Annotated in this window: 12 protein-coding genes and 1 pseudogene; 3 read left to right on the top strand and 10 right to left on the bottom strand. The window is 63.5% G+C overall.

The genetic code is table 11. From position 1 onward, the window contains the following. The first annotated feature begins 6 nt into the window (after window positions 1–6). Both E8M79_RS03940 and E8M79_RS03935 read left to right on the top strand, forming a co-directional pair. Complete coding sequence (locus E8M79_RS03940; RefSeq protein ID WP_137150612.1) at window positions 7–546, top strand: RNA pyrophosphohydrolase; 540 nt, start codon at window positions 7–9, stop codon at window positions 544–546. Between the two features lie 3 nt (window positions 547–549). Next, window positions 550–1,236 carry an aspartate/glutamate racemase family protein gene (locus tag E8M79_RS03935; protein ID WP_137150611.1) on the top strand — a complete coding sequence of 229 codons (687 nt, stop codon included), beginning with the start codon at window positions 550–552 and terminating at the stop codon, window positions 1,234–1,236. Between the two features lie 100 nt (window positions 1,237–1,336). Here E8M79_RS03935 and E8M79_RS03930 read toward each other — a convergent pair whose 3' ends face one another. From E8M79_RS03930 to E8M79_RS03885, 10 genes and pseudogenes are all read right to left on the bottom strand, one after another. Next, the gene (locus E8M79_RS03930; protein ID WP_248304878.1) at window positions 1,337–3,319 is read right to left on the bottom strand and encodes a methyl-accepting chemotaxis protein; all 1,983 of its coding nucleotides are present in this window, start codon (window positions 3,317–3,319) and stop codon (window positions 1,337–1,339) included. A gap of 59 nt (window positions 3,320–3,378) precedes the next feature. Further along, complete coding sequence (locus tag E8M79_RS03925; RefSeq protein ID WP_205747861.1) at window positions 3,379–3,975, bottom strand: PDC sensor domain-containing protein; 597 nt, start codon at window positions 3,973–3,975, stop codon at window positions 3,379–3,381. A gap of 95 nt (window positions 3,976–4,070) precedes the next feature. Beyond that, window positions 4,071–6,230: a methyl-accepting chemotaxis protein gene (locus E8M79_RS03920; protein ID WP_137150610.1), complete on the bottom strand. Its 2,160-nt coding sequence runs from the start codon at window positions 6,228–6,230 to the stop codon at window positions 4,071–4,073. A gap of 255 nt (window positions 6,231–6,485) precedes the next feature. Next, entirely contained in the window at window positions 6,486–6,911 is a 426-nt protein-coding gene (locus E8M79_RS03915) for a F0F1 ATP synthase subunit epsilon (RefSeq protein ID WP_137150609.1), read from the bottom strand. Between the two features lie 58 nt (window positions 6,912–6,969). Further along, a pseudogene (gene atpD / locus E8M79_RS03910) lies at window positions 6,970–8,391 on the bottom strand (F0F1 ATP synthase subunit beta); the annotation flags it as partial. Window positions 8,392–8,434: 43 nt separating this feature from the next. Beyond that, a complete protein-coding gene (locus E8M79_RS03905; RefSeq protein WP_137150607.1) occupies window positions 8,435–9,319 on the bottom strand; it encodes a F0F1 ATP synthase subunit gamma in 885 nt (294 codons plus the stop codon). A gap of 24 nt (window positions 9,320–9,343) precedes the next feature. Then, window positions 9,344–10,879 (bottom strand): F0F1 ATP synthase subunit alpha, encoded by a 1,536-nt coding sequence (gene atpA / locus E8M79_RS03900; RefSeq protein ID WP_137150606.1) that lies wholly within the window; start codon window positions 10,877–10,879, stop codon window positions 9,344–9,346. Next, window positions 10,879–11,421 (bottom strand): F0F1 ATP synthase subunit delta, encoded by a 543-nt coding sequence (locus E8M79_RS03895; protein ID WP_248304877.1) that lies wholly within the window; start codon window positions 11,419–11,421, stop codon window positions 10,879–10,881. The genes atpA and E8M79_RS03895 overlap by 1 nt, the downstream gene beginning before the upstream one ends. Before the next feature lie 220 nt (window positions 11,422–11,641). Continuing rightward, complete coding sequence (locus E8M79_RS03890) at window positions 11,642–13,810, bottom strand: primosomal protein N' (protein WP_137150604.1); 2,169 nt, start codon at window positions 13,808–13,810, stop codon at window positions 11,642–11,644. Between the two features lie 85 nt (window positions 13,811–13,895). Beyond that, window positions 13,896–14,840, bottom strand: a complete 945-nt coding sequence (locus E8M79_RS03885; protein ID WP_137150603.1) for an omptin family outer membrane protease — start codon at window positions 14,838–14,840, stop codon at window positions 13,896–13,898. 79 nt (window positions 14,841–14,919) lie between these two features. Between E8M79_RS03885 and E8M79_RS03880 the strand changes: the two genes are divergently transcribed. Further along, a complete protein-coding gene (locus E8M79_RS03880) occupies window positions 14,920–15,849 on the top strand; it encodes a tyrosine recombinase XerC (protein WP_137150602.1) in 930 nt (309 codons plus the stop codon). Window positions 15,850–15,947 lie beyond the last annotated feature (98 nt).

The raw sequence follows: 15,947 nt of genomic DNA, 5'->3' as shown, positions 1-15,947 counted from the left end.
TCCGCCATGACCCAGCCCCGCCCTGACCGCCAATCCCTGCCCTATCGCGACTGCGTGGGCGTCGCCGTGTTCAACCAGCAGGGCAATGTCTTTGTCGGTCGCCGCAAGTCCGATGACACCCCTGAAGACACCTCAGTCGTGGACGCGCCCTGGCAGATGCCGCAGGGCGGCATCGACAAGGGCGAGGATCCCCTGCGCGCCGCCCTGCGCGAGCTGCACGAGGAAACCAATATCTCCAGCGTCAGCCTCTTGGCCGAGGCGCCGGAGTGGATCTATTACGATCTGCCAGACGCGGCGCTCGGCATTGCGCTGCGCGGCAAATACCGTGGCCAGCGCCAGCGCTGGTTCGCCTTTGCCTTCACCGGCAATGACCGCGAGATCGACGTCGCCACCCCGGGCAGTGGCAAGTTCAAGGCCGAATTCGATGCTTGGCGCTGGGAACGCCTGAGCCGCACGCCCAGCCTCATCGTGCCGTTCAAGAAGACCGCCTATGAACAGGTCGTGGCCGCCTTCGCCGATATTCCGCAGCGCTTCACCCACGCCTGAGCCATGAAAACCATCGGCCTGATCGGCGGCATGAGCTGGGAATCCACCGCGCACTATTATCGCGTGCTCAACCAGCAGACGGCGCACATCCGGGGCGGCCTGCATTCCGCGCCGGTGATCGTGCACTCGCTCGACTTTGCACCCATTGCCGCGATGCAATCTGCCGGCGATTGGGACGGTGCCGGCCGTCAGCTGGCCCTAGCCGCACGCCAGCTAGAGGATGCGGGCGCAGAGGTCATTGGCCTGGCCACCAACACCATGCATCTGGTGGCCGATGCCATCACCCAGGCCATCAGCGTGCCCTTCGTGCACATTGCCGACCCCACCAGCGATGCCCTGCTGGCCGACGGCTTTGACACCGTGGGTCTATTGGGCACGCGCTTCACCATGGAAATGGGCTTCTACCGCGATCGCCTGGCTGATCGCGGTTTGACGGCACTGGTCCCCGACGTGGACCGCACCAATCTCAATGCCATCATTTACGAAGAGCTCTGCCGCGGTATCGTCAGCGAGCCATCCCGCAAGATCTATGTGGCCGCCATCGAGCGCCTGGCCGCCAGAGGCGCCCAGGCCGTGATCCTGGGCTGTACCGAGATCACCATGCTCATCGATGATTCCGTCAGTGCCCTGCCGGTCTATGACACGACCGATCTGCACGCCAAGGCCCTGGTGGCCGCCGCGCTGGCCTAAAGCGCTTCCAGCAAAACTGGACACCACTTTTGCGGTTCGGAAACGCGTCCAGACAAGACTCTAGAGCCGGTTCACCGATACAGTGAAGCGGTGAAACGCTCTAGAATTCGTTCCAGTCCTGCGCGACAGCCGTATTGCCGCGGCTGACGAAGCCCTTGGCGGCCTGTTTCACCCGATCCTGCAAGCCCTTGATGCCGCTGCGCGGTGCCGCACCAGCCGCCGGCGGGGTGCTGCGTTTGCCCTGCGCGCCATCGTCCAGCACGAAGATGTCAACGATCCGGTCGAGCTCACTAGCCTGACCTTCGGTCTGCTCGATGGCGGCATTGGTCTGTTCCACCAGCGCGGCATTGTGCTGGGTCATCTCATCCATCTGCCGCACTGCGACATTGACCTCGTCGATCGAAATGGCCTGTTCGCGGCTGTCTTGCGCAATTGCTTCCATCACCTCGCTGTTCTCCCGAATGGACAACAGGATCTGCGACAGCTTGCTGGCCGCGTCGGACACGAGCTTGGAGCCGCTGGCCACCTCGGTGGCGCTTTGCTCGATCAGCAGTTTGACGTCAGCCGAGGCCGAAGCCGCAGACTGCGCCAGGCGCCGCACTTCCACGGCCACCACGGCAAAGCCCTTGCCGGCGTCGCCGGCCCGCGCCGCTTCCACCGAGGCGTTCAGCGCCAGGAGGTTAGTCTGGAAGGCGATGTCGTCAATCAGACCGATAATATTGGAGATCTTGGACGAGGAGGTGGTGATCCGTTCCATGGCATGGGTTGCTTCATCCATGGCAACACCACCCTCTTCGGCCGTCAGCGAGACCGCCTTGGACTTGGCGCTGGCTTCGCCGGCCTTGTTGGCACTCTGCTGCACCTTGGTGGCCAGCTGTTCCATGGTCGCCGACGTTTCCTCGATGGTCGCGGCCTGCTTGGTGGTGCGTTCGCTGAGATCGTTCGCGCCCGCCAGGATTTCGCCGGTCGCCGAGCGCACACCACGCGAGGTGCGGCGCAGCTGGGCGACGATATCGGTCAGCTTGTCGGCCACGGCGTTGGTGTCGTCGCGCAGCCGGCCAAAGGCGCCCTTGTAATCGCCCTGCACGCGCAGGGTCAGATTGGTATCGGCCAGCGCTGACAGCACTTCGCCGGTCTCGGCCAGGCCGGAGTCCACAGTCTGCACCAGATTGTTGACACTGCCCGCTAGGGCATTGATCTCGGCATCGGGGAAATTGGTATCCACGCGCTTGCTGAAGTCGCCCACGACGGCAGCATCAACCACGTCGCCGAAGGCCTGGCGCAGCGAGGTCATCATGGCGACGCGCTCGGCTGCGGTGCGGTTGCGCTGCTCGGTCTCGGCAAGGCCCATCTCACCCATCCGGACGCCATTGTCACGGAACACGGCAACAGCGCGGGCCATTTCGCCCAATTCGTCAGTACGGTGCGTCGAGGGCACTTTGTCCACCGACAGCGGATTGTCGGCGATCTGCGAGGCCGTATGGACCAGCTGCAGCAGGGGCGCAGTGACCGACATGCGGATAAACACATAAAGCGCGATGATCAGCACGACGCTGACGGCCACGCCCACCAGGATCGAGGTGATCAGCGCATCATTAAGGCGCGCCAGGGCGGCGCTGATGTCCCAGGCAAAGGTGGCTATGCCGACCGTGGCCTTTTCGGGGCCGAACTTGGCGGGGACCGCGACATAGGCGATCGGCCCGACCTGCAGCACCTGAACGGCATTGCTGGTCAACGCCTTGCCGGCCAGTTCGGTCAGCGCAGCCATTTCGGCGGCATCTTCGGTGGTGCTGGCAATCAGCTGCGACTGCACGCTGAACCCCGCGCCCGCCAGGAAGCGGTCACCCAGGGATTCCTTGAGCGCCGTATAGGACGCCAGCACGGTATCACTCTTGCCGAAGCGAATCCCGCCGGCGAGCTGTTCGGTGCTGGCCGTTGAGACTGTCACATTGGCTTCTGCCAGTTCGCTCTCCAGCAAGGCCGCATTCTGTGCGGCGCCCATATAGGTGATAACCGCCGACCCGGCGATCATCGCCAGCACGACAAGGCCAATGATCTTGCGAATGAGAGTGAGCTTGAACATAGGGTGCTTTCACAAAGCCGACAGAACGACGGCGGCGGCCGAAGCCGCCGCCAGAAGGATCAGAGCATCGAAACGTCGACGCCCACGGTGATGGCGCCAATCAGATTGCCCGTCGCCGGATCAGCAACCGGCACAGAGACCTGGCTCTGGAAGACCTGGGTGCTCTCGTCCTGCTCGACGTCGCTAACATGGACGGCACCAGCGCCGGCGCCGAAGCTGGCGGTGAACTTGTCCTCGTCACCCTGCCAATAGTCAGAAGTGAGCGAGCTCTGCGCGACATTGAGGCCCTTGGCGTCCATCACGAAGATCTCGGTATATTTGCCGCCGGAGGCTTCCTGCACGCCCTTGAGATATTGCGAGGCGGCATTGGCCAGCGTGGCGTCAACGAGCGGCTTGCTCGCCGCGTCCACTTCGGCACGCCACTGCTTGTCCAGCTCGTCGATCTTGGCCTGGTCATAGCTGGCGGTCACCGCATTCTGGGCGATGATGGCCGAGATAACGGCGGGATCGCTGGCAATGGCAACGATTTCACTCTGCGCCAGCGCAGTCAGCGGCGCGGTGAATTCATCCTCGGCCTGCGTGGCAGCGCCAAAGGACATCAGGGTGACAAGGCCGAGCGCATAGGCGCCGGGACGCAGCAGATTGGTAGTCGTCATGGATTGTGCTCCTCACCGTTCGAGACGGCCTGAGCTCACAATGACGCCAGAACGTAAAGAGTTGATAAATTCCACTCACCGCAGAACTTTACGGTTTAGGCAGCTTGGCGGCGATTTGTTGACACTGTTTGTGCTGCAACAAGACGGAAGACATCCACGATCTCGTCCAGTTTCCGGGCCTCCGCCTCGGTCTGTTCAATGGCCGCATTGGTCTGTTCAACCAGCGCAGCATTGTGTTGCGTCATCTCATCCAGGATGCGCACCGATTGGGACACTTCATCGATTGCCCCCGCCTGATCGCGACTGGCCCGGGCGATATTCTCCACCAGCTGGCTATTATCCCGCGCGGCATCAAGCATGCTGTTGAGCCGTTGCGCTGCATCAGCCACCAGCTGGCTGCCGCCCTTGACCTCCCGGGCCGACTGCTCGATCAGCGCCTTGACGTCGGCCGATGCACTGGCGGCGCTCTGCGCCAGCCGGCGCACCTCAACCGCAACAACCGCAAAGCCCTTGCCGGCGTCGCCGGCCCGCGCAGCTTCCACCGACGCGTTGAGCGCCAGCAGATTGGTCTGGAAGGCAATGTCGTCGATCAGCCCGATGATGTTGGAAATCTTGCCCGAACTGGCCGTGATCCGCTCCATGGCATTACTGGCCTCGGCCATGACGGTGCCGCTTTGCGCAGCAGACTTGGACACGGCCTCGGCCTTGCTGGCGGCATCCTGCGCCATGCGGGAGTTGCCAGCCACTGTGCCGGCCAGCTGCTCCATGGCCGCCGAGGTCTCTTCGATCGTCGCCGCCTGGCGCGTGGTACGCTCGCTGAGATCATTGGCGCCCGAGAGGATTTCACCGGTTGCCGAGCGGACCGAGCGTGACACGGCGCGCAGCTGGCCCACCACATCGGCAAAGCGCGTCACTGTGTCGTTGAGCGCCAGCCGCAGATCCTCGAACTCCGCCGAGAAGCTTGTGTCGATGGTCTGGGTCAGATCGCCCTGCGCCAGCTCCAGCAGCGCAGCCCGCACCGCAGCGACGGCCTGCACTCGCGCCGTGACATCGGTGGCAAACTGGACGACTTTGTAGGGTGCGCCATCGACCCCCAGGATCGGCGCGAATGTGCTCTGAATCCAGACCTCGCCGCCGTCGCGGCTGCGTCGGCGATATTCGCCATTCTTGGAGGCGCCCGCCGCCAGATCAAGCCAGAACTGGCGATAGCCCATGGAACTGGGGTCGGCATCGAACAGAATTGTCGCATTGGGCTGCCCCACCAGCTGGTCGAGCCGGTAGCCCAACCGATCGAGGAAGTTCTGGTTGGCGCTGATGATCTCGCCGGTGAGGGTGAACTCGGCCACGAGCTGGGCTGTGGAAATCGCATTGAGCTGGCCGGTATGATCGGCAGCCAGGTCCAGATGCTGACGGGTCTCGACGCCCAACTCAGCCACACGCTCCGAACTATGGCGCAGCACTTCCACCGCGCGCGCCATGGCACCGACTTCATTGCGCAAGTCGACATAGGGCACAGGCGTGTCTGTCTGACCGTCCGCAATGGCGCTCATCACCGCCGACAATCGCGGAATGGGGCGCGTCAGCCGGCGGGCCAGCAGCAGCGCCAGAGTGCCAATGACCAGCAGTGCGCCGCCGCCCACCACGGCCAGCACCTGCATGCTGCTGCCCAGAACGGCCTCGATGGGCGCGCGGGCCACCGCCACCATCAGCGCACCGATCACGGTGCCGTCGGCCATAGCGATCGGCTGGTACTGTGTGAAATAGTCCTGCCCGTTGATGGTCTCTTCGGTACTGACGGCCGTGTTGGCCATCAGGCTGTCAAACAGCGACGTGCCGGCCGCTATGCTGGCATCAAGCCGGCGCTCGCCATCGGCCTGCAGCAGGCTCGTGCTGCCCACGACAAGGTCAGGGCTGGCTTCGCTGTTGTACACATAGATGGCTGCATCCTGTGCGGCGACCATGGCAATGGTGTCGATGACGCCATGGTTGCGGAATTTGGGCATGGACCGCATGCTCAGTGCCGCCACATTGCCCGCTTCGTCTGCGGTCACTTCCAGGCTGGGCAGGTTGACCCGCAGGATTTCTGCACTGATGCGGGTGGCGTCCTGCACCGCCCTGATGGCATCGTGCTGGGTCGACTGGGACAGGCTGACATAGAAGCCGGCGACAACCGCGCCGATGGCTATGGTGATCGACAGGATCGCCATTGCGGCGATGGCAAAGGTCAGGCGGATATTGGCCAGCAGAGAACCCATGGTGCACCCCAGGTCATATCAGTCGCCCCCAAGGCGCCCGTTTGCGTGTCAGTGTGCGGCCGAGGCGTTAACGGACCGTTGCAGGCGCCTATTTTGTCATAGATACCAATAAGTTGCCTATTCTTTGAGCGCATTGCGCCAACATCGGGCAGGCCGTAGCCGACGCCATCTCGCGTAACAGCCAGCACAAAAACAGAAGCGCCCACGGGCACTTGCCAGTGGGCGCCTCAATATATCGGGTTGTATCGACCGGTGTTAGTGGACGTGGCCGCCGTTGATCTGGCCGGCTTCGATGGCCAGATTGGCCAGCGCGCTCACCACTTCCTGGGCATAGGACTTATGCTCGGGCGTGGCAGCATTGGCGAGATCGGCTTCGGCAGCCTTGATCTGGGCAGCCAGGTCAGCATGGTCGAACTCGGCATACGGCACAGACTGCTCGGCCAGGATGGTCAGGCCATCGGGCGAGACATCGGCAAAGCCGCCCTTGACGAAATAGATCTCGTCCTTGCCGTTCAGGCCGTTCACGGTGATGAAACCGGGACGCAGCGTGGTCATGAACGGGGCATGATCATTCATGACCGTGAAATAGCCTTCCGTGCCCGGAACGGTGACCGAGGTCACGACTTCCGACAGCACCAGACGCTCCGGCGACACGATCTCGATCTTGAGGCCTTCAGCCATAGTTTTGGTCCCTTAGCGGAAGCTCGGGCTCGCCCTTTGGGCAAGCCCGATCGTAAAATTAGGCAGCCTGAGCAGCCAGCTTCTGGGCCTTCTTGACGGCATCTTCGATGGTGCCGACCATGTAGAAGGCAGCTTCGGGCAGGTGGTCGTACTCGCCGGCCACCAGACCCTTGAAGCCCTTGATGGTGTCTTCAAGCTGCACGAACACGCCGGGCGAACCGGTGAACACTTCGGCCACGTCGAAGGGCTGGCTCATGAAGCGCTCGACCTTGCGGGCGCGGGCCACGACCAGCTTGTCTTCTTCCGACAGCTCGTCCATGCCCAGGATCGCGATGATGTCCTGCAACGCCTTGTACTTCTGCAGCACTTCCTGCACGCGGCGGGCCACCTGGTAGTGCTCGTCGCCCACGACCAGCGGGTCGAGAATGCGCGAGTTCGATGCCAGCGGATCCACGGCCGGATAGATGCCCTTTTCCGAGATGGCGCGGTTCAGCACGGTCACGGCGTCGAAGTGGGCGAACGAGGTGGCCGGCGCAGGGTCGGTCAAGTCGTCAGCCGGCACATACACGGCCTGCACCGAGGTGATCGAGCCCTTGTTGGTGGTGGTGATGCGTTCCTGCATCGCGCCCATGTCGGTGGCCAGCGTCGGCTGATAACCCACGGCGGACGGGATACGACCCAGCAGAGCCGACATTTCGGCGCCGGCCTGGGTGAAGCGGAAGATGTTGTCCACGAAGAACAGCACGTCCTGGCCCTGGTCGCGGAAGTTCTCAGCGATGGTCAGGCCGGTCAGCGCCACGCGAGCGCGGGCACCCGGGGGCTCGTTCATCTGGCCGAACACCAGGGCGCACTTCGAACCGGCAGCAGAACCGCCATGCTCGGTCGGGTTCTTGTTCACGCCCGATTCGATCATTTCGTAGTACAGGTCGTTGCCTTCACGGGTGCGTTCACCCACGCCAGCAAACACCGAATAACCACCGTGCGCCTTGGCGACGTTGTTGATCAGTTCCTGGATCAGCACGGTCTTGCCCACGCCGGCGCCGCCCATCAGGCCGATCTTGCCGCCACGTGCGTAAGGAGCGATCAGGTCCACAACCTTGATGCCGGTGACCAGCACCTGGCTCTCAGGGTTCTGCTCGGCGAAAGCCGGAGCGTCCTGGTGGATTTCGCGACGCTCGGCCGAGGCAATCGGGCCGGCTTCGTCGATGGGCTCGCCGATCACGTTCATGATACGGCCCAGCGTGGCTTCACCAACCGGCACCGAGATGGCGGTGCCCAGGTCAGTCACTTCCGCGCCGCGGACGAGACCTTCGGTGGTGTCCATGGCGATGGTGCGCACGGTGTTTTCACCAAGGTGCTGGGCAACTTCCAGAACCAGACGCTGGCCATTGTTCATGGTCTCAAGCGCGTTGAGAATCGCCGGCAGGTGACCGTCGAACGTCACGTCGACGACGGCACCGATGACCTGCGATACGCGACCGGCCTTTTTCTCTGCCATTTGTTTCGTCCTTCGCTTCGATTGCTTAGAGCGCTTCCGCGCCCGAAATGATTTCGATGAGTTCTTTGGTGATCTGGGCCTGGCGCTGGCGGTTATAGCTCAGCTGCAGCTTGCCGATCATTTCGCCGGCGTTCCGGGTCGCATTGTCCATTGCCGACATCTGCGCGCCATAGAACGAGGCACTGTTTTCCAGGAGCGCCCGCAGCACCTGCACCGCAATATTGCGCGGCAGCAGGTCTTCCACGATCGCCTCTTCGCTCGGCTCATATTCATAGGGCACGCTGGGTGCCTCGGCCTGGCCTTCGGCCTTGGTCGGCAGCTTGGCAGGGATCAGCTGCTGGGCCGTCGGCACCTGGCTGATCACCGAACCGAACTTGGCAAAGTAGAGCGTTGCCACGTCGAATTCGCCGGCATTGAACATGGCCAGGATCTTATCGGTCACCAGCTGGGCCTGGGTAAAGCCCACCTGCTTGACTTCGCGGAAGTTGAAGGTGTCCACGATATGGTCAGGATACTGGCGCTTGAGGATGTCGTTGCCCTTGCGGCCCACGGTCAGGATCTTGACCGTCTTGCCCTGGCCGAGCAGCTTGGCAGCATGCTCGCGCGCCAGGCGGGCGATCGAAGAGTTGAAGCCGCCGGCCAGGCCGCGCTCGCCGGTGGCAACCACCAGCAGATGCACCTGATCCTTGCCCGTGCCGCCCAGCAGCACAGGCGCATTTTCCTGACCGTCATAAACGGCACCAAGCGCAGCCAGCACCTTGCCCATGCGTTCAGCATAGGGGCGCGCGGCCTCCGCAGCATCCTGGGCACGGCGGAGCTTGGCCGCCGCGACCATCTGCATGGCCTTGGTGATCTTCTGGGTCGATTTGACCGAGTCGATCCGGTTCTTGAGGTCCTTTAGCGAAGGCATTGGCCGTCGATCTCCCTGCTGGCCTTAGGCCGCGTAGGTCTTCTTGATCTCGTCGAGCGCAGACTTGAGCTTGGCACGGGTGTCGTCGCTCAGGGCCTTCTCGGTGGCGATGGTCTTGAGCAGCTCGGCATACTTGCCGCGCAGTGCCGACAGCACCGTCTGCTCGAAATCACCCACCTTGTTGGCCGGGATGCTGTCCAGATAGCCATTGGCGCCGGCAAAGATCACCGAAACCTGCTCTTCCATCTTGAGCGGGCTGAACTGGGGCTGCTTGAGCAGCTCGGTCAGACGCGCACCACGGTTGAGCAGACGCTGGGTGGCAGCGTCCAGGTCCGAACCGAACTGGGCGAAGGCGGCCATTTCACGATACTGGCTGAGCTCGCCCTTGAGCGAACCGGCAACCTGCTTCATCGCCTTGACCTGGGCCGAAGAGCCCACGCGGCTCACCGACAGACCCACGTTCACGGCAGGACGGATGCCCTGGAAGAACAGGTTGGTCTCAAGGAAGATCTGGCCGTCGGTGATCGAAATCACGTTGGTCGGGATATAGGCCGACACGTCGTTGGCCTGGGTCTCGATCACGGGCAGCGCGGTCAGCGAACCCAGACCATGGTCTTCGTTCAGCTTGGCAGCGCGCTCGAGCAGGCGGGAGTGCAGGTAGAACACGTCGCCCGGGTAAGCTTCGCGCCCCGGGGGACGACGCAGCAGCAGGCTCATCTGACGATAGGCAACGGCCTGCTTGGTCAGATCGTCATAGGCGATCACGGCATGCTTGCCATTGTCGCGGAAGAACTCGCCGATCGCGCAGCCGGTGAAGGGCGCGATATACTGCAACGGTGCCGGATCGGACGCGGTAGCGGCGATCACGACCGAATACTGCAACGCGCCGGCTTCTTCGAGCTGACGCACGAACTGGGCAACGGTGGAGCGCTTCTGACCCACGGCGACGTAGATGCAGTAGAGCTTGTCGGTGTCCGAAGCATTGGCGTCATGCGCCGGCTTCTGGTTGAGGAAGGTGTCCAGGATGATGGCGGACTTGCCGGTCTGGCGGTCGCCAATGATCAGCTCGCGCTGGCCACGGCCGATCGGGATCAGCGCATCGATGGCCTTCAGGCCCGTCGACATCGGCTCATGCACCGACTTGCGCGGCAGAATGCCCGGAGCCTTGACGTCAACGCGGCGACGCTCGGTGTGCTCGATCGGACCCTTGCCGTCGATGGGATTGCCCAGACCGTCGACAACGCGACCCAGCAGGCCCATGCCAACCGGAGTGTCCACGATCGAGCCCGTGCGCTTGACGACATCGCCTTCCTTGATGGAACGGTCATTGCCGAAGATCACGACGCCGACATTGTCGCTTTCAAGGTTCAGGGCCATGCCCTTGATGCCGCCCGGGAACTCGACGAGCTCACCGGCCTGCACCTTGTCCAGGCCATAGACGCGCGCAATGCCGTCACCGACCGAGAGCACCTGACCAACTTCGGAAACCTGGGCTTCCTGGCCGAAATTCTTGATCTGGTCCTTGAGGATCGCAGAAATTTCCGCGGCTTTGATGTCCATTATCCGACCTCTTTCATGGCGATCTTCATCGCAGCGAGTTTTGTCTTAATCGAGCTGTCGATCATCTGGCTGCCGACCTTCACCTGAAGGCCGCCGATCAGGGACGAATCGACGAATTGGTTGAGCGTGACGGTCTTGCCGACCTTGGCCTTGAGCGTGTCCGCCAGTGCGGACACCTGCTCGGCGCTCAGCGGCGCGGCAGAGGTCACATCGGCGGTGATTTCGCCGCGGGCCTTGGCGGCCAGCTCACGGAAACCCACGATGATCGCATCGAGCGCAAACAGACGGCCGTTCTTGGCCACCAGGCGCAGGAAATTGCTGACCAGCGGATTGGTATTGGCCTTGGCCAGTAGGGCATCGAGCGCCTGGGCCTTGGAGTCTGCGGTAATGACCGGCGACCGCAGGAAGCGCGCAAAGTCTGCGCTTTCCCCGATCAGGCGGGAGACATCCGACAAGGACGTCTCGACCGATGCCAACTGGTTCTCGCTCTCAGCGAGATCGAACAGCGCCGACGCATATGGCCGAGCGATCTGGGTAAGCACTGAATTCTGCGCTGCCAATGCCGCATCACCCTCTTGGTTGCTTGCCTGCTTGCCGCCTGAACTGGTTGGATAACCCGGGCGGTCGCTGACGCTTATTCTTATTTGGAAAAGGGGACGTCCGGAGACCCCTTCAAAGTCGCGCTCGCTCTAGCACAAGGCTCGCGCGCCTTGCAAGGCTTGGTCCGACGATTCAATTGCGGCGAAAGTGTCGCAGGGGCGGCTACATAAAGCTCATCGGATCGATATCCACCTGAACCCGCAGATTGCCCGTGGGTTTTTCGGCGGCGCCCAGCCAGAATCGCACATAGCCCGAGAGGTCGAAATCCTTGCCCGACTGGGCCAGGAGCCGCACCCGGTGGCGGCCGCGCACCATGGCGACTGGCGCATCGGCCGGCCCGAACAGGCGCACACCCTCGGCCATGGGCGCTGCCGACAGCAGGCGCTTGGCAAAGCCCATGGCGGTAGTGTGGTCATTGGCCGAGACGATCAGCGCCGCCAGCCGGCCAAAGGGCGGCAGACCCCCGGCCTGCCGCGCCGCCAACTCATGGGCATAGAAGGCCTCGCGGTCCCCGGTCACCATGGCCCGCATCACTGGATGGTCGGGATGATAGGTCTGCAGGAACGCCTTGCCATTCTTTGAGGCGCGCCCGGCCCGGCCGGCCACTTGCGTCAGAATCTGGAAGGTCTTTTCCGCCGCCCTGGGATCGCCATGCGCCAGGCCCAGATCGGCATCGAGCACGCCCACCACCGTCAGCTTTTCGAAGTGGTGCCCCTTGGACACCAGCTGCGTGCCGATGATCAAATCGTATTCACCGCGTTCAATCTCGGCCAGGCGCTCGCGCAACTGGGCATTGCTGCCCATGTCCGAGGACAGAATCACCCGCCGCGCATCGGGGAAACGCGCAGCCGCCTCCTCGGCCACCCGCTCGATGCCCGGCCCCACCGCCACCAGCGCATCGGCCTCGCCGCAGGCACTGCATACGGTGGGCGTGCGCACCTCGTGCCCGCAATGGTGGCACATCAGGACGCCGCGAAAGCGGTGCTCCACCATCCAGGCCGAACAGTCCGGGCATTGATATTGGTGACCGCAGGATCGGCAGAGGGTCAGCGGGGCATAGCCGCGGCGGTTGAGGAACAGCAGCGCCTGTTCGCCACGATCGAGCGCGGCAAACACCTCACGCGCCAATGCCGGTGCGATCCACTGCCCCTTCTCGGGGCCATCGATGCGCATGTCGATGGTTGTGATATTGGGCATCGCCGCTTCGGCATAGCGGCTGGTCAGCAGCACATGGGCATAACGGCCGCTATTGGCATTGTTGCGCGTTTCCACCGATGGCGTCGCCGAGGACAGGATCACCCGGGCTCCGCTCAGACGCGCCCGCACCACCGCCATGTCGCGGGCATGATAGGTAATGCCATCGGCCTGCTTATAGGCCCCGTCATGCTCTTCATCGAGCACCAGCATGCCCAGTTCTCGGAACGGCAGGAACAGTGCCGAGCGGGCGCCCACCACGGCCCGCACCGAACCGTCCAGCACGCCGCGCCAGACTTTGGCGCGCTGCACCGGGGTCATGTCGGAATGCCATTCGGCGGGGCGGGTGCCGAAGCGCTTGGTGAAGCGGTTGATGAAGGTATTGGTCAGCGCAATCTCGGGCAGCAGGATCAGCGCCTGTCGCCCCGCCCGCAGCGTATCGGCTACGGCTTCGAAGAACACTTCGGTCTTGCCGCCACCGGTAACCCCATCAAGGAGGGCCACGCCGAACTGCTGCGCATCGAGCGCCAGAATGTCGTTGAGCGCCGCCTGTTGCCCCTCCGACAGGGTCGCCACGGCCGCATCGGGATCAGGCAGTTCGACAATTGGCCCCGGCGGCATTTCGATGCGTTCAATCGCGCCGGCCTTTTCCAGCCCCTCGATCACTGATGCTGACACGCCCGTCGCCCCGATCAGCGCCGCCTTGGGCCAGGCCAGATCATCATTGAGCGCATCGAGCACGCGCAAACGCGCCGGCGTCAGCTTGCCCGGCTCATGCCCGGTGCGGCGATAGGCCACCACCGGCTTGGGGGCATCGAGTGCTTCCGTCGAGCGCAGCACGGCGCGCAGCACCTGGCCGGGCGCCGCCAGCGTATAGCGCGCCACCCAATCGACCAGCTTGAGCAGCTCATCACTGAGCGGCGGCACGTCATAGGCCATGGCAATGTCGCGCAGCCGATTATGCGCCACCATGTCCTTGGGCGGACCCCACACGACGCCCGGCACCAGCCGCGGCCCCAGCGGCACCGACACGATGGAACCGCGCTCCACCGCCATGCCGGCGGGCACGCGATAGCTATAGGGGCCTTCCACGGCCACGCTGACCATGACGGCCACGATGTCAGGACGATGTTCCATTTGTGCCCGGTCTGTTCGCATCAGACCATATGGGGGCGCAACTGATTCTGCCAAAGCCGGGGCGCCGGCTTTTTCGCTGTCTGAGCTAGAAGCGGCCGCGCAGGCCTGCGGTGATTTCAGCGCTGCGCAGATCGCCACCGGCACTGTTGTCGTCCACGATCGTGCGCACCCCGGTCCTGGTATCGAAATATTCGGCCTTGCCACGCATCAGGAAGGCCTGGTCATAGCGCGCCGCGACCACGAACTCGGCCAGTGGTCCGAGCGCGAAACCCACATCCAGGCCTGCCGCGAAGGTCGGGGCCGGGCGGAAGCTGTCGATCACCAGCAGATTGCGCATCCAATGGTTGTCCTCGGCGCGCCCCATCACCGTCAGGCCACCGCGCAACATGCCGCCGACCCGCACATTGCCATAGGTCTGATCGCCATCGAAGCCGACAAAGAGCTCGGGCAGTTTCTGCCGATAGCTGATGCCAGGAACGCCATCACCAAAATTGCCGGTCGTATCGCGGAACGTGTTGACGCTGTAAACATAGGAGCCGCCATAGGCCGCCCATTTGACATCGGTATATTTGACGCCAGCCTGGACCCGCACCACGGCATCGGGGTCCTTCACCAGATCATAGCCCACCATGGCCGCGCCCGTGACATAGTGCTCAAGGCGGGTATCGGGATGCTGCGACCGATGCGTCCAATTGTCGAAATTATTGGTGCGGATCAGCCAGTCGTAGTCTTCCATATAGCTTGAGCCGAAGCCGGCCACGCTGCCCTCGGCCGAGAGGCTGACGCCGCTGCCGACATCCACGGCCAGGCTACCGCGCAGCACCGGGGCACGCGTCTCCCAGATCAGCTGGCTGAGCGTAGCATCGCCGGTAAAGACATATTCATTGCCGCGCAGATAGAGTGCGCCGATGCCGCCATTGATCCGCACGGCGCTGTCGGGGCTGGTATAGCTGTAATCCTGCGCCAGAGCGCCCGATGTGAGCAGTGCCAGCATCAGCCCGGTGCGGCAGGCGGTAAGCAATGTCGTCATCGGCTGGCTCTCCTGTCAGATTTCACGGTAACGCCAGCCAGTTAACGATGGGTTTACCATAGCAACCGAGAGTGAACCCATGGTCGACTCCGCCTTTGCCACCGATGCCTTCGTCCGCAGCCAGGTCGATGCCTGGCAGCGCGAGCTCGGCTCGGTGCGGCGCCTGGCGGAAAATACGCTCGAAGCCTATGGCCGCGACCTCGACCAGTTCCTGAGCTTTTTGGCCGGCCATACCGGCGGGCCGGTGACACTGGCAACGCTCAAGGCCCTGCGCGCCGCCGATATCCGCGCCTTCATGGCGCAGCGCCGCAACGAGACCCTGGGCTCGCGATCCCTTGCCCGGGTCCTTTCCGCGCTCAAGAGCTTCTTCCGCTTCCTCGAACGTGAGGAGGTGATGGCGACCGAAGCGCTCAATGTCATCCGCACGCCCAAGCTGCCGCGCTCACTGCCCAAGGCGCTGACGGTGGCCGAGGCGCGCGCCACCATCGACACCACCCATGAGCTGGAGGAGCGCCCCTGGGTCGCCGCCCGTGACATGGCCGTGCTCTCGCTGTGCTATGGCGCGGGGCTCCGCATTGCCGAGGCGCTGTCGCTGACCAAGGGCGACCTTGATGCCCAGGTGCTGCGGGTCACCGGCAAGGGCGGCAAGGTGCGCATGGTGCCGCTGATCGACCCGGTACGCCAAGCCATTGATCTTTATCTCGAACTCTGCCCGTTCAAATCCTGGCCCGAGGAGCCGCTGTTCCGCGGGGTCAAGGGTGGCGTGCTCTCGCCCCGGCTGATCCAGCTGCGCGTCGCCCAATTGCGCGGCGCGCTGGGCCTGCCCGCCTCGGCAACCCCGCACGCCCTGCGCCATTCCTTTGCCACCCACCTGCTGGGACAGGGTGGCGATTTGCGCGCCATCCAGGAATTGCTGGGTCACGCCAGCCTCTCCTCGACCCAGATCTATACTGCCGTTGACACCGACCGCCTGCTCGACAGCTATCGCAAGGCCCATCCCCGCGGGTGAGCGATGACCGCTCACACCCACCGGATAAAGACTATCACATCGGACCGAACCGATAGCGTCCAGTTAGCCTTGTCAGCACCGATCCATAGCCGCTAGGA

Origin of the sequence: Devosia sp. FKR38, from assembly GCF_005222805.1 — a bacterium.
Lineage (GTDB): Bacteria > Pseudomonadota > Alphaproteobacteria > Rhizobiales > Devosiaceae > Devosia.
Note: the sequence above shows the minus strand (reverse complement) of the source record. Positions and strands in the feature narration are given on the sequence as shown.

Coding starts and splice junctions, on each gene's coding strand:
- E8M79_RS03940 (WP_137150612.1), top strand. CDS start 7: ATGACCCAGCCCCGCCCTGACCGCCAATCCCTGCCCTATCGCGACTGC.
- E8M79_RS03935 (WP_137150611.1), top strand. CDS start 550: ATGAAAACCATCGGCCTGATCGGCGGCATGAGCTGGGAATCCACCGCG.
- E8M79_RS03930 (WP_248304878.1), bottom strand. CDS start 3,319: ATGTTCAAGCTCACTCTCATTCGCAAGATCATTGGCCTTGTCGTGCTG.
- E8M79_RS03925 (WP_205747861.1), bottom strand. CDS start 3,975: ATGACGACTACCAATCTGCTGCGTCCCGGCGCCTATGCGCTCGGCCTT.
- E8M79_RS03920 (WP_137150610.1), bottom strand. CDS start 6,230: ATGGGTTCTCTGCTGGCCAATATCCGCCTGACCTTTGCCATCGCCGCA.
- E8M79_RS03915 (WP_137150609.1), bottom strand. CDS start 6,911: ATGGCTGAAGGCCTCAAGATCGAGATCGTGTCGCCGGAGCGTCTGGTG.
- E8M79_RS03905 (WP_137150607.1), bottom strand. CDS start 9,319: ATGCCTTCGCTAAAGGACCTCAAGAACCGGATCGACTCGGTCAAATCG.
- atpA (WP_137150606.1), bottom strand. CDS start 10,879: ATGGACATCAAAGCCGCGGAAATTTCTGCGATCCTCAAGGACCAGATC.
- E8M79_RS03890 (WP_137150604.1), bottom strand. CDS start 13,810: ATGGAACATCGTCCTGACATCGTGGCCGTCATGGTCAGCGTGGCCGTG.
- E8M79_RS03885 (WP_137150603.1), bottom strand. CDS start 14,840: ATGACGACATTGCTTACCGCCTGCCGCACCGGGCTGATGCTGGCACTG.
- E8M79_RS03880 (WP_137150602.1), top strand. CDS start 14,920: ATGGTCGACTCCGCCTTTGCCACCGATGCCTTCGTCCGCAGCCAGGTC.